Annotated in this window: 14 protein-coding genes and 5 pseudogenes; 6 read left to right on the top strand and 13 right to left on the bottom strand. The window is 69.5% G+C overall.

The genetic code is table 11. The features are described from left to right. Nucleotides 1–596 precede the first annotated feature (596 nt). The 3 genes and pseudogenes from ACFWBN_RS37850 to ACFWBN_RS37840 all read left to right on the top strand — a co-directional run. Nucleotides 597–1,100 (top strand): hypothetical protein, encoded by a 504-nt coding sequence (locus ACFWBN_RS37850; protein ID WP_385185771.1) that lies wholly within the window; start codon nucleotides 597–599, stop codon nucleotides 1,098–1,100. Nucleotides 1,101–1,384: 284 nt separating this feature from the next. Continuing rightward, complete coding sequence (locus tag ACFWBN_RS37845) at nucleotides 1,385–1,936, top strand: TIGR04222 domain-containing membrane protein (protein WP_385185768.1); 552 nt, start codon at nucleotides 1,385–1,387, stop codon at nucleotides 1,934–1,936. Between the two features lie 285 nt (nucleotides 1,937–2,221). After that, nucleotides 2,222–2,985, top strand: a pseudogene (locus ACFWBN_RS37840) (IS5 family transposase); the annotation flags it as partial. Between the two features lie 37 nt (nucleotides 2,986–3,022). On the opposite strand, the gene ACFWBN_RS37835 reads toward ACFWBN_RS37840, so the two are convergent. From ACFWBN_RS37835 to ACFWBN_RS37800, 8 genes and pseudogenes are all read right to left on the bottom strand, one after another. After that, a complete protein-coding gene (locus ACFWBN_RS37835; RefSeq protein ID WP_385185766.1) occupies nucleotides 3,023–3,559 on the bottom strand; it encodes a GNAT family N-acetyltransferase in 537 nt (178 codons plus the stop codon). Nucleotides 3,560–3,601: 42 nt separating this feature from the next. Beyond that, nucleotides 3,602–4,825: an NAD(P)/FAD-dependent oxidoreductase gene (locus ACFWBN_RS37830; RefSeq protein WP_385185763.1), complete on the bottom strand. Its 1,224-nt coding sequence runs from the start codon at nucleotides 4,823–4,825 to the stop codon at nucleotides 3,602–3,604. Between the two features lie 131 nt (nucleotides 4,826–4,956). After that, nucleotides 4,957–5,112, bottom strand: a pseudogene (locus ACFWBN_RS37825) (amino acid permease); the annotation flags it as partial. Between the two features lie 150 nt (nucleotides 5,113–5,262). Beyond that, nucleotides 5,263–5,607, bottom strand: a pseudogene (locus ACFWBN_RS37820) (transposase); the annotation flags it as partial. A 153-nt stretch (nucleotides 5,608–5,760) separates the two neighbouring features. Continuing rightward, nucleotides 5,761–6,249, bottom strand: a complete 489-nt coding sequence (locus ACFWBN_RS37815) for a hypothetical protein (RefSeq protein WP_385185761.1) — start codon at nucleotides 6,247–6,249, stop codon at nucleotides 5,761–5,763. Nucleotides 6,250–6,266: 17 nt separating this feature from the next. Further along, the gene (locus tag ACFWBN_RS37810) at nucleotides 6,267–7,256 is read right to left on the bottom strand and encodes an RHS repeat domain-containing protein (protein WP_385185773.1); all 990 of its coding nucleotides are present in this window, start codon (nucleotides 7,254–7,256) and stop codon (nucleotides 6,267–6,269) included. 12 nt (nucleotides 7,257–7,268) lie between these two features. Continuing rightward, nucleotides 7,269–7,340, bottom strand: a pseudogene (locus tag ACFWBN_RS37805) (hypothetical protein); the annotation flags it as partial. A 12-nt stretch (nucleotides 7,341–7,352) separates the two neighbouring features. Then, on the bottom strand, nucleotides 7,353–7,994 hold the full coding sequence (locus ACFWBN_RS37800) for a hypothetical protein (protein WP_385185758.1): 642 nt from the start codon (nucleotides 7,992–7,994) through the stop codon (nucleotides 7,353–7,355). Nucleotides 7,995–8,154: 160 nt separating this feature from the next. Here ACFWBN_RS37800 and ACFWBN_RS37795 point away from each other — a divergent pair, with 160 nt between their 5' ends. After that, nucleotides 8,155–8,868 carry a ricin-type beta-trefoil lectin domain protein gene (locus tag ACFWBN_RS37795; protein WP_385185756.1) on the top strand — a complete coding sequence of 238 codons (714 nt, stop codon included), beginning with the start codon at nucleotides 8,155–8,157 and terminating at the stop codon, nucleotides 8,866–8,868. Nucleotides 8,869–9,199: 331 nt separating this feature from the next. Here ACFWBN_RS37795 and ACFWBN_RS37790 read toward each other — a convergent pair whose 3' ends face one another. Both ACFWBN_RS37790 and ACFWBN_RS37785 read right to left on the bottom strand, forming a co-directional pair. After that, nucleotides 9,200–9,391, bottom strand: coding sequence for a hypothetical protein (locus tag ACFWBN_RS37790; protein WP_385185753.1), 192 nt, complete (start codon nucleotides 9,389–9,391; stop codon nucleotides 9,200–9,202). A 480-nt stretch (nucleotides 9,392–9,871) separates the two neighbouring features. Beyond that, nucleotides 9,872–11,566 (bottom strand): hypothetical protein, encoded by a 1,695-nt coding sequence (locus ACFWBN_RS37785; protein WP_385185751.1) that lies wholly within the window; start codon nucleotides 11,564–11,566, stop codon nucleotides 9,872–9,874. Nucleotides 11,567–12,060: 494 nt separating this feature from the next. On the opposite strand from ACFWBN_RS37785, the pseudogene ACFWBN_RS37780 reads away from it, so the two are divergent. Both ACFWBN_RS37780 and ACFWBN_RS37775 read left to right on the top strand, forming a co-directional pair. After that, nucleotides 12,061–12,908: pseudogene (locus ACFWBN_RS37780) on the top strand (IS5 family transposase). After that, nucleotides 12,905–13,309 carry a hypothetical protein gene (locus ACFWBN_RS37775; protein WP_385185748.1) on the top strand — a complete coding sequence of 135 codons (405 nt, stop codon included), beginning with the start codon at nucleotides 12,905–12,907 and terminating at the stop codon, nucleotides 13,307–13,309. Before ACFWBN_RS37780 ends, ACFWBN_RS37775 begins: the two are co-directional and overlap by 4 nt. Before the next feature lie 100 nt (nucleotides 13,310–13,409). On the opposite strand, the gene ACFWBN_RS37770 is transcribed toward ACFWBN_RS37775, so the two are convergent. The 3 genes from ACFWBN_RS37770 to ACFWBN_RS37760 all read right to left on the bottom strand — a co-directional run bounded on the left by ACFWBN_RS37770 (nucleotide 13,410) and on the right by ACFWBN_RS37760 (nucleotide 19,968). Next, nucleotides 13,410–18,050: a DUF2272 domain-containing protein gene (locus ACFWBN_RS37770; protein ID WP_385185745.1), complete on the bottom strand. Its 4,641-nt coding sequence runs from the start codon at nucleotides 18,048–18,050 to the stop codon at nucleotides 13,410–13,412. A gap of 723 nt (nucleotides 18,051–18,773) precedes the next feature. Continuing rightward, complete coding sequence (locus ACFWBN_RS37765; RefSeq protein ID WP_385185742.1) at nucleotides 18,774–19,043, bottom strand: hypothetical protein; 270 nt, start codon at nucleotides 19,041–19,043, stop codon at nucleotides 18,774–18,776. 28 nt (nucleotides 19,044–19,071) lie between these two features. Beyond that, the gene (locus ACFWBN_RS37760) at nucleotides 19,072–19,968 is read right to left on the bottom strand and encodes a hypothetical protein (RefSeq protein WP_385185739.1); all 897 of its coding nucleotides are present in this window, start codon (nucleotides 19,966–19,968) and stop codon (nucleotides 19,072–19,074) included. Between the last annotated feature and the right edge of the window lie 347 nt (nucleotides 19,969–20,315).

The raw sequence follows: 20,315 nt of genomic DNA, 5'->3' as shown, positions 1-20,315 counted from the left end.
GCTGGAACAGAAGCCACAACTCATCCGGCACCAGCCGCTCAACAATCCCCACCACGACCGACAGCCTACCCAACGAGCCAAATGAGATGACTTCTAAGGCACCCGCGGCGCCCCCCGGCCGACGCCAGCTCGGCACAGGCACGGACACACCCGCACCCTGACCACCCATCACCGGCAAGGCCGGCTATCAGCTTGGGGCGGCTCGGCGGTACTGCCCCCGGCAACACCGGGCATCGGGTCTCACCCACGCACGCCATATCGACGCAGGCTGAACCCGACCCGAGGCCCCACACGGCCCCCTGAGCGCCTATCAGGCGATCCCACGATCAGGGGAGCTGCGAAGTCCTGCGAGGCCGCCCACAGGGGCGCACAGCGGCTAGAACGGGGCCGCCGCGGGCTGGCGGGCAGTCTGCTGCGAGTAGACGGCCGACTCGGGGTGCTCCGCAGCCAGCTGGAAGCGGCGGCCGTCCAGCCTGGTCCCCCTGGGACGGAGTCGACCCCGAGCGATTATCGTGCCGCCTCAACAAACTGTTGACCAAGGGGGGATTGTGTCTGAGCCGTACAGGGTCAAGCCATGTGCCATATGCGGTCATCCGGTGGTGAAGGCGACACTCGTCATGCTCAAGGGAGGGCACCCGGCACACCAGGTTTGTCGCCTGCTGACCACACCGACTCGGGCCCAGAAGCCGGTAGGCAGCTTTGTACGCCCGACCCGATCTAAGGAGCTGCGGGAACGCGAGGCGAAGCAGGCGCAGGCCCAGAAGGAGGCGCAGGCCAGGAAGAAGGCCCAGGCCGAGAGGCAGGTGCAAAACATGAAGGAGGCGCAGGCCAGGAAAAGGGCGCGGGCCGAGGAGGAGGCGCGGGCCGAAAAGGAGACACAGGCCAGGGTCAAGGCCCGGGCCGAGAAGCAGGCGCAGGCAAGGAAGAAGGCAGCCAAAAAGTACGCGGAGGCCCAGAAGACGCAGGCGCAGGTGCCGGCGGTTCAGCCCAAGCGCCGTCCAAGGCGTGCTCCCACTCCCGTGAAGGCTCAGCCGTACTACGGGGTGGAGATGAAGAGGACCAGCGGCGGGTGGGTGCAGATGCATCCGGAGTCTGAGTGACCACCCACGCCAAATTGCTGCGCAGCGCTCAGAGAGGCGTAGAACAAGGCCGCGGCGGCCCACCCGGCCCGGCCCGAGGCGGGTTTCTTCCTTTGCCCCGCAGGGGCGGGCTCCGGTGAACGCGCCGAAGGCGCTCGGCAAAAAGCGGTCCGCGCAGCGGACCGAATCGCCGGTGAACGCGCCCGGGGCTCAAGTTTTGCTCTGAGATGGCGGGAAGAGGGTTGGGCGCTGTGCTGTCAGGCGACACTGCCAGCAGATGAGGTGGGGTCGAAACGGGGGCTGGTATGCGGTGGGTGTTCCGGCGGTTCGCCAGGGGCTCGGATGAGATACGGGATCTGGATGTGTACGACGTCGCGTTCCTGGCGGGCGGGGCGCGGCGGGTGGCGGAAAGTGCGATGGTCGCGCTGAACAGGCGCGGGCTGCTCGTGGTGCACGACGCGCGGGTGCGTACGGTGGACGGGGAGTTACCCGGGCATGCGGTGGAGCGTCGCGTGCTCGCGTTCTGCGGGCGCACCAGGAGCGTCGAAGCCGTACGCGCCGACCTGCAACGCTCCCTGGAAGCCTACGAGATCGGCCGCCGGCTGGCCGCCTGGGGCCTGGTGAAGGGCGCGGACCGCCGGGTGACCCGTAGCGGCAGACGACACCTGGAAGCGGCCGGGCACAACACGAGCATCCCCGAGTACGTCCTGCGCGGGGCCACCAGCCTCCTGGACGCGAAGGCGCGACGCCCGGCCGGCCACACACAGGCGGCTACGCACCGCCCCCGCCCGACCCCGCAAAGGCGCAGCGGCCACAGCAAATCCTCGCGCCTGGACGTCGACTCCGACGGCGAGTGATATCCCAGGGTGACGGCTGAGGTTGATCTCCAGCTCAGACCCGGTGCGAGGCCTCGTTGACGGTCGGCGCATGATGGCGTCATGGAGAACGTGGTCGAGAAGATCAAGGTCTGGTTCCGGTTCGTCCCTCGCAAGGGACGGTTCCCCCAGGACACCGAGGGCCTGTGAGCGACGCCCCTCGGCGATGACTGCGATCTCTCGCTTTCACGCCAGTTAGCGACCTGGGTATCTCTCACTCAACGACGGCGGATAGACCTCGATCTCTCACATCCATGACAGTGGATGGTCCTGAACGGGATCGTGTGGAAGTTCCGCACCGGTGTCCCCTGGCGGGACGTGCCCGAGCGATACGGTCCGTGGACCAGCCTCCACACCCGTTTTCCGCCGCTGGGCGGCGGACGGCACGTACGACCGGATGCTGCGGGCCGCCGAGGCGAAGGCGGACGCGGCCGGCGACACCGACTGGCTGGTGTCGATCGATTCAACAATCGTCCGCGCCTACCAGCACGCGGCCGGGGCCCGAAAAGGGGGCACCAAAGCCCGGCCCTCGGACGGTCCCGAGGCGGACTGACCAACAAGATCCACCTCGCCTGCGACGCGATCGGCCGCCCGCTCGCGTTCGTCCTGACCGGCGGGAACACCAACGACTGCACCCAGTTCACCGCGCTGATGAACGCCATCCGGATACCCAGGACCGGACCGGACCGGACCGGACCGGACCGGGCCGGCCCCGCACCAGGCCCGATCACGTCATCGGCGACAGGGGCTACAGCTCGAAGGCGATCCACACCTGGCTCCGCCGCCACGGCATCCCGCACACCATTCCCGAGCGGGCCGACCAGGTCCGCAACAGGGCCCGCAAGGGCAGCCTCGGCGGCCGCCCTCCGGCCTTCGACAAGGAGATCTACAAGCACCGCAACGTCGTGGAACGGTGCTTCAACCGCCTCAAGCAGTGGCGAGGCATCGCCACCCGCTACGACAGGACCGCCCAGTCCTACAAGGCGACCGTCACCCTCGCATCACTCTTGATGTGGCCCGAGTGGGCCTGACACCTTGACTCTGTCACCGGACACATCAGCGAAACTGTTACATGGGCAAGGACAGCAGGCGGACGGAACCCGATGGCCACCTCGCGTCATTGTGCAGCGGGATGACCATCGTGCGCAGCGGCATCACGACCAGCCGTGACTCGGGCTGTTCAACGACGACGTCGCCGTCGAGGCCGTGCCAGCCAAGACGGCGGTACAGCGCTTCCAGAGGCGGCCGGCAGAACAGTAGAGCGTGGCGTGGGCCCATCGTGCAGGCATGTTCCAAAGCCGCAGAGACGACTTGACGGGCGAGGCCGCAACCGCGGACATCAGCGGCCACGGCCACTCCGCCGACACCCACGACCTCGGTCGGCGTGTCGTCGATCATGAGAGCGAGGCGGACCAGACCTGCGTGCGCGACAAGGCGTGCGCCGCGCCGGATACCGAAGTGTTCGTCCTTGCCTCGCCACGTAAGGCCGGTCTCCATGACTCCGAACGGGTCATCGGCATTGCCCAGGATTTCGTCCTGCTCGGCTCGGGTGTAGCGCTCCAGGCGTAACACGGTGAACGAAGCAGAGCTCGTGTTCTTGTTCATCCCCACATCGTGATCCATGCGACTACGGGCTGGCCATTCGGGTCATCGCTCAAACGCAGAGCTCCCATCCTGCGCGTACTGGGCCGCGTACGGGGCGGACACAGTCGGCGTGATGACCAGGTGGCGCTTGCGCTTGGGCATGCAGAAGGTGGGGTGCAAGTTGGTCCACAGCGACATCTTGAGGATGCCCGCCTTGATCCGTGCGGCCTTCCGGCCACCCATGTGCTTCGGCTTTGGCTGTCCTTCGTGGTCGACCATCTGCAGGATCCCGTCCTGACGTCCGAGGCTGATGTGGTTGCCCGGGTAGTCCAGCTTGACGTGTCCGATCTTGCTGCCGGTCAGGCGTCCCACGATGGCCTTCATGGCCTGCATGCCGGTGTAGCCGGCCGTGGCGCAGGACATGGGCAGCGGCCGGCCGTTGTCGCCGATGGCGTAGACGCTGTCGCCGGCGGCGTAGATGTTCGGGTGCGAGAGCGAGCGCATGGTGCGGTCGACGACGATCCGGCCGTTCTCGGTGACCTCCAACCCCGCGGCGGCAGCGATCGGGTTGACCGCGAACCCTGCCGTCCACACCGTGGCGTCGGACGCCAGGGCGGTGCCGTCGGCGCACAGGACCCGTGTGGCTTCGACGGATTCGACACTGGTGTGCTCCAGGACGGTACTGCCCAGCCGGTCGCAGGCCAGACGCAGGTGGCCGCGGGCTCCGGTGGAGAGCTGGGCGCCCAACTCTCCGCGGGCGACCAGCGTCACCGACAGGCCGGGACGGGATTCGGCGATCTCGGTTGCGGTCTCGATGCCGGTCAACCCGTCACCAACGACCCGCACGCTCCCGCCGTCCCGCAGTCCGTCCAGACGCTCGCGCAGGCACAGCGCCGAGGGCCGGGCGGCGACATCGAAGGCGTGCTCGGCCACACCGGGGACGCTCCGGTCGTCACCGTGGCTGCCGAGCGCGTAGAGAAGCGTGTCGTAGCCGAGCTCCTCGGCGCCGTCGGCGCCGGCCACGACGACGACCTGGCGCTCGGGGTCGACAGCGGTGACACGGGCCAGGCACAGCTGGATCCCCGTGCCCGCGAAGATGTCGGCGAGCTTCTGGGTTTCGATCTCCTGGCCAGCCGCGACTTGGTGGAGCCGCAGCCGCTCGACGAAATAGGGCACGGCGTTAACCACGGTGATCTCGGCGTCGGCCGGGGACAGCCGGCGGGCCAAGTTCCCCGCCACGTAGGTCCCGGCATAGCCGGCACCGAGGACGACGATGCGGTGCTTCATGTGATGCTCCTGTCGGTTCGATCCGCTGGGCTCTCGATGACTTGAGCGGGACAGCGACCCGATTCCTGACAGGAACCAAATATGACGTGAGTCACAGGTCGGTAAAGGTGTCGGTGTCGGTGTCGCCTCGCCAACGCCACCACGGCCGCCACCGTGACGGCGTGCGCCTGGCCCGGCCATACGCAGGAGCCGACGGTCAGAGCCACGGCCGCGCAAGGAGCGGTCTTGCCGACCACGAGCGCCCATCCGACGAGGTATCCCCAGAACTCGCCCAGACGCTCCCACCCGGCGTTACTCTCCGCTTGCCATTGAGAGCCTGCCAGCCCGTCACCCAGACCAGCGATGGCGCTACACCTGTTGCACTCGCTACGGTGGATGAAACTGACGCTGAGCTGCACAAACCGCTTACAGGCCTCGTGCGCCACAGAGTCACCCCCGGAGAACTCGGGGTGCATGAGCCTCAGCCTGAACAGGACTTCCTTCGCCGCGTCGCGGTCGATCAGGTCGGCCGGGGTGACCATCACGAACAGCGGCAAGCCTTTGGTATCCACGACGAGGTGCCGCTTGCGACCATCGATCTTCCTCGCCGCGTCGTAGCCGCGCGAGTCCTTGCCGACGGTCTCGGCGGCCTTGACGGACTGGGAGTCGATGATGGTGGCGGCCGCCCCAGGTGAGCGGCCCATGTCTCGGCGGACGCGTTTGCGGAGCTGGTCTCGGATCTGCCCGATCACCCCGGCGGCGGCCCAGCGGGCCATGGCGTTGTAGCAGGTTCCCCAGGGAGGCCGGGTATCTTCTCCTGTTCGGCCGGCGCCACACGTGCCAGGACACCCCGGCCCCCCCGTTCGTCCATGGCCGCGATCCTAAGCACGCGCGCCGCCCGAACCCGAACACGACCCCACCGGGTTCCACCGCCATCGCGCCGACCGCCCGCTCCGCTACTGCGCGTTGCGGAAGTCGTAGTAGTCCTTGCCCGCGACGAGGACCGAGGTGAAGGAGACGGGCAGGCCGTGCGGGCCGCGGGGGACTTCCTGGGAGGTCTGGCGGGTGAAGCCCAGGGAGACGCCCGGGACCACAATGTTCTCCGGGTCCTCGGCGTCCACGGCGCAGCCGCGCTCGGTCAGCTCCGCGAGGATCGTTTCGGCGGGGTCCCTGAAGACGTCGTGCCCGTCCAGGAGGACGCGCGTGGTGCTCCGGCGGCCCTCGCCGGGCCACCACAGTTCCACGGCCGTCACATGGTCATCCGCATCGAGGAAGACTGTGTAGCCGACCCCGTCGACGTCGCCCATCAGCCGGCGCGCGCGCCGGGAGGTGGGGCCGACGACCCGGGGCTCGCCCCAGGGCTGCAGCGCGGCCAGGGCCTCTTCGTACGTATTACCGAGGTGCACGGGCCCGGCGGCGGTCGGCGGTGTCAGGAGCAGATCCATATTGCTTCTCCGGTTGTCTACTTGAGCACTTCGTAGCCTATTGTCCAGTCCCGCTTCTCGAGCATCTTCTGGAACTTCTTGTTCACCTTGAGGCTCTCGACCATGTCCGCGATGTGCGTGTCGTACTTGTCGCCGTACAACTCCCGGATCTCGTCGATGTCCATCTTCATCGCGAGGTCCCACCGGCCGGCGTCGATCAGCGCACGCTGGTCGGCCCTCCACTTGATGGACTCCGCACTCGATCCGGTGCTCGTCACCCCGCGGTGGTCGTCGTACTCCATCCGGATCGCCGGGCCCATGCCGGCGCCGCCGCCGTCCTTGTTGGTCTTGAAGCCGGGCTCGTCCAGGTGCGCGTACGCGTTCTTCGCCGGGATGTGGTTGACCTCCATATTGGTCTCCGTGCGCCGCGTACCGTCCGCGTTCTTGAGGTTCGCCGGGCTGAGGCCGCTGTACCAGCCGCCGTGCTCCGTGCAGCCCTTGGCGATGAGGCCCTCGGGGTCCGACCAGCGGTAGGGATTGAGCACGAACGCGACGGGGTTCGCGGCCGCGCCCAGGCCCAGCGGGTCGGGACTGGCGTAGCGGGCCGTCTGCGGGTCGTAGTGCCGGTGGAGGTTGTAGTAGAGGCCCGTTTCGGCGTCGTCGTACTGTCCTGGCATACGCAGCGGCGTGTAGGCGGCCGCGTTGCGGTTCCAGGTCGTCGCGCCCCACACGGTGGACCGGGCGTGCCAGGCAATCCTGCCGTCCTCGTCCACCAGCTCGCTCGGCGCGCCCGCCAGGTCGGTGATAATCGCGAAGAACCTGGCGTCGAGGTCCTGATCGGCCGCCCCCTCCACGGGCGGCGCGCTCTCCGGCGCGCGCAGTTGCCGTTCCCACTGCGCCAGCGGGCGGTATCCGTCGCACTCCCAGGTGGTGACCGTTGAGTGCGCGGTGTCGACCTGCTCGGCGAGACGGGTGCCGTCCCAGGCGAAGTACACCGAGTGCACGGCGGTGCGGTCGTCCTGCGCCATGCGGTGCTTGGCGGTCCGGCGGCCCAGCGGGTCGTAGTCGTATCGCCACAGGACCCCGTCCGGCGTCCGGCAGGAGGTCATGCGGTTCTCCGCGTCTCAGGTGTACCGCCACGCCTCCTTACGGCCCGACAGGGTCGTGCGGTACCGCGCCACGGTGCGCCCCGCCGCGTCGTACTCGCAGCGGATGCCCCCCGCGCCGATCAGCCGCGTCCCCCGGTACGTGCGCTCGCCGCGCCCCTCGGCGCGGTGCGCGCGGTCCGGCCAGTCGGCCGCGGTCTGGTTGCCGGCCAGGTCGTACGCGTAGGACTCCTGCCAGTCCGCCGCGGTGACCCTGAGCGGGCGGCCGACCGGGTCCATCTCGAAGTCGACGGTCGCACCGCCGAGTTCGTCGGTGAGCCGGTCCAGGTGGCCGTCCGCGCGGTAGCCGTAGGAGTGGGACCGCAGCGTCCGGTCGCCCGCGGTCACCTTGCGGGTGGCGAGCCGGCCCGCGGTGTCCCAGGTGGAACCGATGACCAGCGGCATCCGAGCGGCGGCGCCCAGGGCCTCGCGCACGGCCTCTCGTCCGCGGGGCCCGTCCGCGCTGCCGAGCACCGGTAGTCCGCCGAGCGCAGGGGGCTGTTCCCGCCGCAGCGCGGCGGCGGCCTGCGGACGGTCGAGATCGACGGCACAGGCCGCGTCCAGCGCGGCGGCGAGCCGCGACTTCCCGCGCCCAGCCGACCCCAGGCGTCCGGCGGTCACTCAGATTGCTTGCAGGGCAGGAGGGTTGAGACTGTCGTGAGACTGCGGCGGCCCGTCCGGTCGGTAGCGTCATGCCCGCCGGATCCGGACGGGGAGCACCCCTTCCGGACGGTATCTGTCAGGTACACCTCACTCACGTCCGTCACTGGAAGGACCGACAATGAAGTTGGCCCGCACATTCGCAGCGGCCCTCATGGCCGTGATCGCGGCCTTGTTCGTGATGCCCTCCGGCGCCACAGCCGCCACAGCCGCGACCTTCGCCACCGTGCCCACCACGGACAAGTACTTCACCGGCGACGGCTGGGGCCCGTACAACCTCGTCCAGGAGATAGCCATCAACTCGGCCTACGCGCGGGCCGCGGCGGAAGGGTACCCATCCTCTCTCTGCCGCATCGCCGAGGGGCCCACGCCGCCCGCCTGGCAGGGCGGTGACACGTACCAGTCCCTCGTGAAGATCCACTGCTTCCCGCCGCCGCCGGCGGGCTCCGGCCCGATCGTCGCCGTGCCCAACGGCAAGTGCGTGGACGTCAAGGACGGCAGCACCCAAGACGGCGCCATCGTCCAGCTCTACAACTGCCACGGCGGCAACAACCAGATGTGGGTCCTGGAGCCCGACAAGACCATCCGCTCCATGGGCCACTGCCTGGACGTCCAGTACGCCAAGACGGACAACGGCTCGCGCCTCGGCCTGAACTCCTGCCACGGCGCCGCCAACCAGCAGTTCGAGCTGCTGGCCGGCGGCAAGCTGCGCAGCGTCCACTCCGGCAAGTGCGTGGACGTGCTCAGCACCCTCTTCGGCACCCGCCTCGTCATCTGGGACTGCTCCGACGCCCGTCCGTACCAGAACTGGCGCGGCTCGGCCCTCGGCCTCTGAACCCCCGGACGCCAGTGAGCACGGCCCCCGGCCCCCACCGGGGGCCGTGCCTCTGCGCCAGCGGCCCGCCAGAAAACCGCGGTGCGCTCGTGTACCCGTTCGTCACGCCCGCTACCCGGGCCCCCGCCCGGTCTCTGGTCGTGGCACCCTGGGGGCCAGGTGCAGGTACACAGACGCCCTGCTTTACCGCGTCGGCACCCGGCAAGGCCACACGGACGGCGACTACATCGCGATCACCTCATGGCTTCGCACGACACGTGCGAAGGCCGCCCATAAGGGCGAGCAGGGCACAGGCGGGCAGTGAAGCAGCAGGCGCAGCACTCTTCGTCGATCAGGGCAACGATCTTGTTTCGAGGTCGGCGATGCAACCCCGGAGGCAGGCGATGCCGCTGTCGTCGAGCCCGCCGTTCAGCTCCCTGTGCACGAGGTCGGCGACGTCGGCGTCCAGGAGGACCAGATCCACGCCGTCGAAGTCCACACCGCGGAAGCCCTCGGGGGACAGTGACTGCGGTGGTCCTCCCACAGCCGGGCGAAACCGCCGTCGGGCTGTGCTCCGGCCGCCGCAAGGCTGTCGGTGCCAGCGTCATCGCATTTGCTCGGGACGGTTGGCGTCCCGCTGCCGCATGTGCCACCGGCCCGGTCCGACCTACAGCGGCGGCCGGCCGGTCCTGCGACCGCTCTGCGTCGATGGCGTTGCCTCACAGACCGGAACGCCGATCGTCCCGGTCGGCCGCCCACCCCAGCAGTACTCGCCCACGGGCTCCCGGGAGGTCGTCCGCGTCCGGCGGTGTTCCGAGCCGCCGAGCTGGTCCTCCACCTCGTACGTGCTGTCATCCCCGCTCTGCAAGCGCCCGGACGATCTGGGCTGGCGCACCTGCGGCAAGGCGCACCTGGGCATCTGGGGCTTGCAACGGGTTCGCCAACCAGCAGTGGGATCCTGCCCGTCTGACGGGACGGACAGGTGTCCGCGGCCCGCAGGAGGGGTGGCGGACACCTGTCGATGTCAGCTTGTCACCGGCCTGCACCTGGCGAGGACGACGGTGGCGAGCAGGGCGAGGCCCTGGTTGAGTCTGCGGAAGTACGTGGCCCGGCTCAGGTGCAGCCGGTTCGCGATGAACTCGTGCCCGCCGCACCGCTCCACGTAGTACTGCGACAGGATGCGCCCGGCTTCCGCCTCCGTCGCGACCGTGCTGTTCAGCAGGTGCTGCACGCCGGATTCGAGGAGTTCGCGCAGTGCGGCCGGGTCGCCGGCCACGGGCAGCAGCGGGCTGCGGGCGAGCAGCTGCGGGCGGTGCAGGGCGTCCAGCGCCTCACGGATGCGGCGGCTGAGCCAGGCCGCGTCGTCGGGCAGCACCGGGGCCGGAGACGGAAGTCTGAGCCGCTCCAGCCAGGGCGGCACCCCGCCTTCGCCGGCGAAGTCCTGTGAGTACACCCGGCAGGCGGAGCCCCCGCCGTACACGTCGTGGCGGAGCTGCCCGTGTGCGCGGACCCCGACGTGCTCGTAGAGCGCCTGGTACTCGGGGGAGGGCGTCGAGGTGACCAGCCGGCCCCGGCCGACGGCGGTGGACAGCAAGTGCCGGAAGAGCGCCGACCGGGCCGCCTCCTGCCGCTCCTCGTACACCGCGAGTCCGATGAAGAGCCCGCCGCCGGACGCGGCGTCCGCGTGCTGCTGGAGCAGCGGTTCGAGGACCGCCACGGTCGCGTCGTGGAGCGGCGCGGTGCTGCTGAGTCCGACCGGTCGGTCCTCCCGGTCACACACGACGTACACGCCTTCGGGCACGGCGTGCAACAGCGACCCGAGCAGCCGCTCGGAGCGCCGGACGTCCATGCCGCCGCGCTCCGCCCACACGCGGACCAGCCGGCCGACGTCGGACGCGTCGTCGGCGCGGGCCGGACGGACGTGCACGGGCGTCGTCACCGGGCTGAACAACCGCCGCACCGGACCGTCCAACGACGCGAACAGCGATCCGGCCATCCGATCGCCTCTTGCGGCGCCACTGTGCTCGGCGGGTATCAGCCTCGTGTGGTGCGCGGCGGCCAGCGTCCGCGCCGAGCGGTAGGCCACGGGCGTGCGCCAGCGCAGGGCCTGGTCGAAGACGGTGCGAAATGGTTCGGCCACGGCCAGTCCGAGCGCGTCCGGGACGACCACGCTGCATGCGCGAAGGCGGTCGAACACCGCTCCGTCCTGACCGAGTTGGGTGAGCAGCTCTGCGTCGCACTGCCCCACGGCAGCGACCAGCAGCAGCGCCCGCTCGATCCCGGCCACCTCGTCCCCGAGCCGCTCGCACACCTCGCGCGCCGCGGCGTCGGCTGCGGCGTCGAGCGCGCCTGGCACGCTGCCCGGCGCAGCGTGCAGGGCTCGGCAGAGAGCCGAGGCGAGCAGTACGTTGCCGCCCGCGAGCCGCAGCACGCCGTCACGCAGGTGCGGATGGGTGACCCCGAGCCCGTCGGCCAAGAGGCCGATCTCCTCATCCGGCCACGGCCCGGCTTCGACACCGATCACCTCGACCCCCGGACGCCACGCACGGTACGACGGCAGCGGACGACGGCTGGCCACGACAACCGGGCCTCCGGCCGGGAGCGCGAGCCGTTCCAGGTCGTCCTCGTTGCAGATGCCGTCCACCACGGGCACAGCAGTGGCGAGTTCGGCCAGGATCGCCGACTTCCCGCTGCCGACAGGACCCGTCAGGTTGATCACTACGGGTCTGGTCGCCGCGTCAAGTAACGCTTCCATCGCGGCCGTTCGGCCTGTGGTCTTCGTGGTCACGCGATGGCCTGCCCAAAGAACGCCTGTCTGCACCGGTCAGATCGGGACGGGATGCGCACTGTGCGGTGATCCTCCTCTGTCGCGGATCGGCCCCGGCCGACCGACGCGGCCGGGCATGGTCTTGGCCCTCAGATCATCGCAGTCCAGTGCGTCTTGTTCGACCTCGGACCGGTCCGAGGCTCCCGACCACATCCAAGGATTCTTCCAACGCCAACGGGCAAAGGGTCAGCGGGGTTTCCCGCCGTAGTGGACGCCGAAGCCGCTGTGAAGGCGGCCCTGCGAGCCTTCACCCGGGAGACGAGGACCACGCCTCGAACTCCTCAGAGGGCGGTTCGTGAGACTTTGAGTGTTTCTGTCGTCGCCTGATGGTGTGGGTGCGGGCGGAATCTGCTGGTCCGCGGCCGGTGGTCTGTTGGGGTGGCGGGGTGAGTGAACGGAAGCCGTACCCGAGCGACTTATCGGATGGGCAGTGGTCGTTGATCGAGCCGGTGATCACTGCGTGGAAGGACCGGCACCGCTCGGGCAGTGGCCACCAGGGCGCCTATGCGATGCGGGAGACTGTGAACGCGATCCTCTACCAGGGCCGGACCGGCTGCCAGTGGGGCTACCTCCCCCATGACCTGCCGCCGAAGAGCACAACGTACTACTACTTCGCCGCCTGGCGCGACGACGGGACTGACCAGGTCATTCATGAACTCCTGCGCTGCGAGGTCCGTGAGCGGGCCCGTCGATTAGAGGACCCGACCCTGGTAGTTCTGGACACGCAGAGTGTCCGTGCGGCTGCCGGGGTCCCCTCCTCCACGACCGGCCGGGACGCGGCAAAAGGGGTGCCGGGCCGCAAGCGGGGACTGGCCGTGGATGTGCTCGGCCTCGTCATCGCCGTCACCGTCCTCGCCGCGAGCACGCACGACAACGCCGCGGGCATCGCCCTGCCCGACCAGGTCGCCGAGAACGCCGGAGGCACCGTCGAAAAGGCGCTGGTCGACCAGGGCTTCAAGAACGCCGTAGTCGCCCACGGCTCCTCGCTCGGGATCGAGGTGGAGATCGTCGAACGCAACCCGCAGGACAAGGGGTTCGTCCCGCAGCCGAAGCGGTGGAAGGTCGAGCAGACCTTCGGGATCCTGATACTGCACGGCGCCTGGTCCGCGACTACGAGCACCGCCCGGCCTCCTCCGCCTCCCGCGTCTACTGGGCGATGACTCAGGTCATGGCCCGCCGGCTCACCGGCGTGAGCACTCCCACCTGGCGCGACCCGCAGACGGTGAGTGCGTGAACATTCAGCCACTGTTCGACGCGCTCGGCATCCAGGAGGACGCCGCCCGAGCCCTGGCCGACGACCTCCGCACCGAGATCGCCGCACTTCAGGCCCGGCTGCGGGAAGCCGAGACCCACCTCGAACACCTGGCCATCACCCGGAAGACCGTCACCGCCCTGGGCGAACGGCTCCCCGCCCACCCGGTCTCGCCCGACCTGCCCGAGCACCCGGACTACCCCCGCATCCTCGCCGTCTTCAACGAGGTCACCGGCCCTCTCCGGGCCCGCGACGTCTGTCAGGCCCTCGACCACGAACTGCTGCCGAAGAACGTCGAGGGCACCCGCGCCAAGCTGAAACGCCTGGTCAAGCTCGATGTCCTCACCGAAGTCGATGTTGGCAGCTTCGCCAGGAAGCAGTAGCCGGCCGAGGACCCGACGAGCAGCCCTGCCCCAGCCTCACCCGGAAATGGGCATCAACTCACGAACCGCCCCTCTCAGAAACTCCCTAGGAGGGACGGTTTCACGCGGTCCGGGTGCCGTCCACGGGGGGCCCCTGGATGAGCTTGCACTCCTTCTTCAGGCTGAGGACGGCGAAGACCCGGGCCATGCTCTGGTCGTGCAAAGGGTTGCCGCCGGGATCGGCTTGTGGCAGGGCGCCGAAGGCGCGGGCGTCGCTCTCCTGGATGAACCGCTGGGTGGCTACCGCCTGCAGCTCGCCGTTCGCATCGAGGGGGTAGCGCCGACGCCGGACGCTGTCGCCGACATTGCCGCCGACGGTCTCGGCGAAGCCGGGCTGCACGTCGACCACAATGTCGCCGTGCAGGATCACCCCTGTGGTGGTGGCCAGGTCGTCGAATGCGAACACCCCGCCTGCATTCACCGCGCCCCGGCGGTCCTGCAGCACGATGTCGCCCGGCTTCACTTCGTGGCCGGCGGGCTGGAAGGCGTGGTACGTGCCGTCCCTGCGGCAGCTCGCGTCGAAGGTGTTGCCCTGCTTGCAGCCGACGGTACGGCGGTGCGCCTCCTTCGCGTACTCCCAGTGCGCCCCGCGGGCCGAAAGGGCCAGCAGCGCCTGTTGCGCGCCCGTGGCATGCCCTTCAAGGTTCAGTCCGGACTCCGCCAGCCGGACTACCCGATTGACGAAACACGCGCTCCAAGGCGCTCCCGGGATGTTGGCGGGGTTGGGGTCCGGTGGGTTGCGGCTGCTGATCTGGGCCGTCCGCACGGCTTGCTCCACCAGCGCCCGGAGGTTGGCCGGCGGTGTGGGCACGCCGACGACAAGAGCGGACACGACCCGCTGTACATCCGCGGCGAGGCCGGCGGGATTGATCGTGCCGGGCAGATTGCCGTAATTGGTCGCCGGGTCAAGGGCGTTGGTCGCGATCGCAGCGAGGGTCTCGCGGGTCAGCTGCGCAACCTCCTCCAGCCAGTACAGCACCAGGTGGCCGAAGTGGGTCGCTGCCCCCTCCAGGACGAGGTTTCCGGCCACATCGATCCACGCGGCGCTCTCCGCCCGCGCCACCCGGACGATCTCGTCGCGCACCGCGGCCTCGTCCAGAGGGTGCTGGCCAAGGCCCCAGAACCCGCACTGCTCCGCTGTCCATGATGGCCGGTAATCCGCGAGCGTGACCTTCACCTGGCCCTCGGGCGTGGTGGCCTCGATCGTGCTGCCAGGGGTGCCGGAGGCGGCGTCGATGGCCTCCGCCAGCTGCGGGTCCTGGTGCGGGGCGCCGCCCTTGGTGGGGGAGTGGAGATCGTTCAGCACCTGCGCGGCATGCGCCTGCGCCTCCCCCGGTGGTACGAGCTGCCCGTCGACGGCCTTCTGGATCGATGCGAGCTTCTGGTCGGCGGTCCGGGTCGCCTGTGTCTTGCCCGCGATCTCGGCCAGCTTGAGCGCGGCAGCGTGCGCGCCGAACTGCGAGGCGAGACCCGCCGCCGCGGTGAACGCTGCCTGGGCGTTGGCCTGCGTACCGGCCAGGCCGGCCATGTCGCGGAACGAGTCGGCCTTTGTGATGGCTGCCAGCATCCCGGCCAGGCCGGCCGGTTCGGGGGCCTCCGGGGCGTTCTGCAGATTCACGATGGACTGCGGGAACGGGGTCGGTGTGGTCGGCTCCGGCGTAGTGCGACGCGATCCCATCAACTCCGGTGCCAGCGTGCCGAGGTCCAGCTCCTCCTGGGCCAGCACCCAGTCCTGGTTGCCGAAGTGCTCCTCCAGCGCGGTGCACGGGTCCATGATGGTCTGCGCGTACAGGCCGTCGGTGGGCAGGCTGATGTGCAGCGGCTGCGAGGGGGTGTACTCGTTCGCGTAGTACCGGTGCAGGTCCTTCGGGGTGGCCATGTTGCCCAGCCCGAGGAAGGAGCCGGCCGACACTCGGAACACCAGCGAGTTCCCGATGATCGCGATCGGGTCCCGCTCGACCACGGAGGCCACACTCACGGTGGGCGCGCTCGGCAGGTAGAAGCCGTCCAGCAGCATGAACAGGCGGTCCCGGTCCATGTTCCACCAGATTGCCTTGTGGTAGTGCTCCACATGCTCGTTGAGGTGCCGCACCAGCTCCTGTGCCGACCGGGCCATCTCCATCCGCTCGTCCCGGCGCTCCCAGGGGTCAGGCGGCGCCGAGACGGTTGCGCCGGCGGGCTCCACCAGGCCCGTCTCCACGTTGACCAGGTCGTCCGCGCCCTGGGTCACCGTCGCGGAGCGGTGGAAGGTGTCCGTCTGGTACTCAAAGGACAGCCGAGTGAGGTTGGCCACCGAACCGGGGGTCAGGTTGCTCGTAGCCTTCAGCCGCAGCGAGGAGAGCAGTTCGCGGGTGACCGCCTGGCCGGCCGGCACCGGGACCGAGAAGTCCACCCGTACCTGGCCGTTGAAGCTGTACCGGGTGGCCAGGGTGAAATCGGCCGGCAGTGGCTGTCCGCCCGCAGACAGCTGCAGCGAGTCCACCCAGCCGGCCGCGATCCGCGGTGCGTACTCCTGCTGAAACTGCCGGTCCCGCTGCGCCTCCACGAGCGCCTTGAGCCGGCCGTGGATGCCGAGCGCCGGGACACCGAGCCACTGCTTGAGTACCGTCCAGGCCACATCGTCGAATTCACCAGTGTCCTTGTCCTTCGGGCGCTCCACGCCCAGGGTCAGAAACAGCGAGCCGGAAACGTGCCGCACCCGGTGGTCGGAGCGGCGGCCGGGCGGGATGTCGGACTGGCTGAACCCGGTCACCACGTCGCGCAGATGCCGCAGGGCCTGCAGATAGCGCTGGTCGCGCAGTCCGCGCCGGATGGACTCCCGCCAGCGATAGGCGCGCAGCAGGGTGAACGGGCTGACCGCGAAGGGCACGAACAGGCACTCGCGCACCCCGGTGAAGGCCGTCTCCACCCGCAGGTGGCGCAGGATCTGGTAGTAGATCACGGTCAGCGAATGGCCATAGTTGTAGTTCCGGATCACCTCGGTGGTGCCAGTGACACTCTCCTCCTGGCTCACCTCCGAGACCACGGTGCTCTCCAGGCGGCGCAGCGACTCAGCGAACCGCCTGGTCGTGTCGCGCAGCCGCTGCTCCTCGCTGGCAACCGCGCGCCGACCGCCCTGCTGGGAGGAGCTGGAGGTGGCGTTGGAGTGCCCGCCGCCCCCGCCGATCAGGAACGAGCCGACGACGCCGCCGAACCCGCCGGCGACCGCCGTGGACGAAGCGCGCGACTCCCCACGCGCCCATTCGTCCAGGCTCGCGCGGACCTGGTCCTCGTAGTCCCGCTCACGGGAGACCTCGTCGGCGACTTCGTCCACCAGTTGGGTGACCTCGCGCCGCTCGGCTCGCTCGCGACGCTTCCAAAGGATCTTCTGGATTCGCTTGGCCTGCCGTGGTGCGAGGGTGAGGGTGCTGGCCACGGTGCCGAGCGAGTACCCGTTGGAGCGCCAGCGCAGCGAATACTCCAGGATGTGGCCGCGGGCCACGGTCGCGGCCTGGTACCGGAAGGCATCGCCCTCCCACTGCACTGGGTGCGGCCCGTCCAGCTGGCCCCGGCCGCGGTCGAGGCGCGAGAGTACGTCCAGGTACGTCTTCGGGAGGGTGTGGCGGACCACCGAGGTGCCGAGGTCCGCGAGGGCACGGGCCAGGCTGCGCGGGCCCTCAATGCCGTCCAGGCGCAGGGCGCGGCGCAGCCGGGAGCCGCGGCGGGAGTCCCTGATCTCAGGGTCGAGGACCAGGAAGCCGCTGCCGTGGATCGTAGGGTCCGGGCCGATGCCGGGCTGCTCGGCCCGCAGTACGACGTGGAACCGGCGCTCGCCGAGCACCCGTTCCGGGTTCTCGAAGGGCTTGCAGAACTGCCCGGGGTCTTCGGAGTAGATCTCGGGGTTGTCTGCGAGTTCGGCCTCGGTGACGTCCTTGGGGGTGGACGGTCCGGGGCACGGCGCTCCCGGCTCGGGCGGCACGGTGTCCGCGGGCTGCGCGAAGGGCGGCAGGGCGATGGCGATCCGGCGGGCCGTCTGCTGCCCCAGATCGTCCGGTACGAGGCCCAGCGCGGACCGGCTTCCGGACATCCACCACACCCAGGCGTCACCGGAGCCAAGCGGGAACTCCGCCGCGAACTCGCCGTCGACCCCGAGGTGGCTCGCGCGCCAGGACAACTTGCCGTACCCCGCCCAGGAGGGGTCGGCCAGTTCGACGGCCGCGGCCGCGGTGAGCGGGTTCTGGCTGCCGAACAGCTTGTCCAGTCCGGCCTCCTGCCAATCGGCGGCCATCGTGAGCGGAGCGACCTCCAGCCGCGCACGGCCGAAGTCGACGGGCGTATCACCCACCAGCACCAGTCGGCCCTGCCGGCCGACCATCGTCACCAGGCCGGGTGGCAGAGGTTCGGGTGCCGCCAGCAAGGACACGTCCGAGGCCGATAGCTCCATCAGCACCTGACCGCCGGCGGCTGGCACGGTGGCGCGCTTGATCAGCCGGGGCAGCCCTGCACCGCCGAGGAAGAGCGCATCGATGGTGCTGCCTTCGACGGCCGCGGGGAGCTCCGCCGAGCCCTCCAGGGAGGCGCTCAGGGCCGCCCGTACGGTGTCCTGGGCGGTCGACGGCAGCCCTTCTGCCTGCTTGAACGCCCGGAGATACGAAATCTCCACGGTCTGCTGCCGCTGCTGGGCGGCGGCCTGCGGGCGGATGACGAGGACCACGTCGGCCATGTCTTCACCTCCAGTGACCCCCAGCCCGGCCGGACTCTCACAGTGCTTCGCACACCGAGTATTCAGCGGGCGGACCGGCGATGCCGCGTCGCGTACGACCGGGCGAGTGAGGGGCTGACTCGCCCGAAACCGGGCAGAAGGGCCGTGTCCTGGGGTGTGGACCTGGAGGTCATGACGGATGCCGTGCTGGTGGGAGACCTCGCGCCGCCAGCGTACTGATCCTCGCCAGAGGCCTGAGCGTGGCCGTCGGAGCTGGAACGCCTGGTCAAGCTCGACATCCTCACCGAGCTCGACATCGGTAGCTTCGCGAGGCAGCAGTAACCGACCGAGGCCCCACGACCAGCAGCCTTACCCCAACCTCACTCAGAAACGGACATCGACTCACGAACTGCCCTTTCAGAGCGTTTCGGTCGGGCCTTTGGCCGTCATCGGAACGACCGTCAGATCTGAGCCCCCCGCCCTTTGGCGGCCTCGATCTGCTCACCGAGGGCGCGAATCCTGTTCGGCGGCCGAAGTGGCGACGGCGGACGTGTAACGGAGGCTGGTCCTGGCACCGAGGGGGAAGACGTGCGCGAGGTGAAGGGGGTCGGCGCCGTTGGCGAGAGCCTCTTCGAGGATGCGGTCCTGCCCGTAGCCGGTCGATGCCCGTCGGCAGCTGCTTGACCAGCTTGTCCATCCAGAACCTGCCCACCGCGGCAGTGGTTGTTGCCGTGTTCCGGCTGATCAGCAGGTGCGGATTGGTGCTGTTCGGCCAGCGGCGGCGCCGATAGGCGAAAGGGCGGGATCCCCGATCCGGCACAGCACATCCGAAGAGACCGTCCACTCCACCGGCGACGGCTCGTCGCACAGCACCTCAAGTACCGGCCCCACCACCTCGGCACCACGCTCAACCAACGCGTCCCGCACCGCCCGCGTCGCCTCCCACGAACCCGTGAGCTCCCCGACCAACCGATCTCTGTCCATGACGCGCACCATATCCAGCACCACCGACACGGCCTCCGGCCTCGTCGGCAATGCAGGATCAGGCGATATCCGCGTACCAGATCCGGCTCGGCGGGCCGACGGGATCAGAGTCCCGGAAGCGTTTGGGCATCCCCGGCCTCAGAGCGGGGCGCAGCAGCCGCCACGTCCGCTCGATCGCCTCGCCGGTGAAGCCGTCGAACTCCGGCGTGACCTGGAGCAGTACCGCGCCGTCACGCAGGGTCTCGACCCGGTGGAAGTCACCGGCCACGGCGATGCCATCACCGCCGCCGAGGTGCGCGGCGATCTCGCGCGGGATCACCATCAGCCACTCGTACCCGCGCAGCAGCCGCCGCGACTGCGGCAGTGTCATCGAGTGCAGCGGCGGGCCGACCCGTTCCTCGTGCTCGGTGCGGCCCAGCGACAGGCTGTAGCCGACCTGGGCGTAGGACGGGTCCACCTCCTGCGAGAAGTCCCGCAGCAGTTCCGTCATGCGCGCCTGGGCAGCCGGCTCGAAGCTCGCTTCGGAGGTCTCCGCGCTGAGCCTGACCCAGCCCCTGGAGCTCTCGTCCCGCGCGATGCCCATCCGCAGGAGCTTTTCACCGGGCATGCCACGGTCGTCCAGCCGGTAGACCGCGGTCTCGGCCAGCTGCACGTCCAGGGCCAGCCACTTGCGCAGCATCGGCAGGTTCTTGCGGGTCAGCACCCGGGAACGGTTGGTGACCCGCCCGGTGCTGCTGACAACGTCTGTGTTGAGGAAGCCCCAGAGTGACCCGGGCGGTCCGCACTGCACCGACTTCTTGACTGACTCCTCCACCTGCCCCGCGGAATCGAGGACCTCCCGGAAGGACTCACCCTCCAGACGCTCCGCACCCTCGACGAGCCAGCACCAGGCCAGATCCGCCAACGCCTCGGCATCGCGGTACTCCGTGTCGATCTCACATCGGATCGTGTGCATGCCAGCTCACCACGCCTTCCGAGAGAGCTGTCAGTCAAAACCGGACGTCATCCTAGGTGACGGGGTTGCAAGATGACGAAACCAGCCCTGCCTGGCCCCCACCACCGCCCTTCTACCAGCCGCGCCCGTCCGCGTCAGCGGACCGAAATTGCCGGTGAACGCGCCCGAAGGGCGCCCAGCAATTTCGCCCGCAGGGCCCGCCAGGGCCCGGAGGGGCGGCGCGGGGCACCGTGTGGCACCCTGGGCCACGCCCCAGAAAAAGCCTGAACCCGCACCAAAACACTCTGCTGCGCCCCGTCTGTCGCCTCGTCACAGCAGCGCGGGGCCGCCACCGGATCGGGTGGCGG

Origin of the sequence: Streptomyces sp. NPDC059989 (genome assembly GCF_042736975.1) — a bacterium.
Classification (GTDB): Bacteria; Actinomycetota; Actinomycetes; order Streptomycetales; family Streptomycetaceae; genus Streptomyces.
Note: the sequence above shows the minus strand (reverse complement) of the source record. Positions and strands in the feature narration are given on the sequence as shown.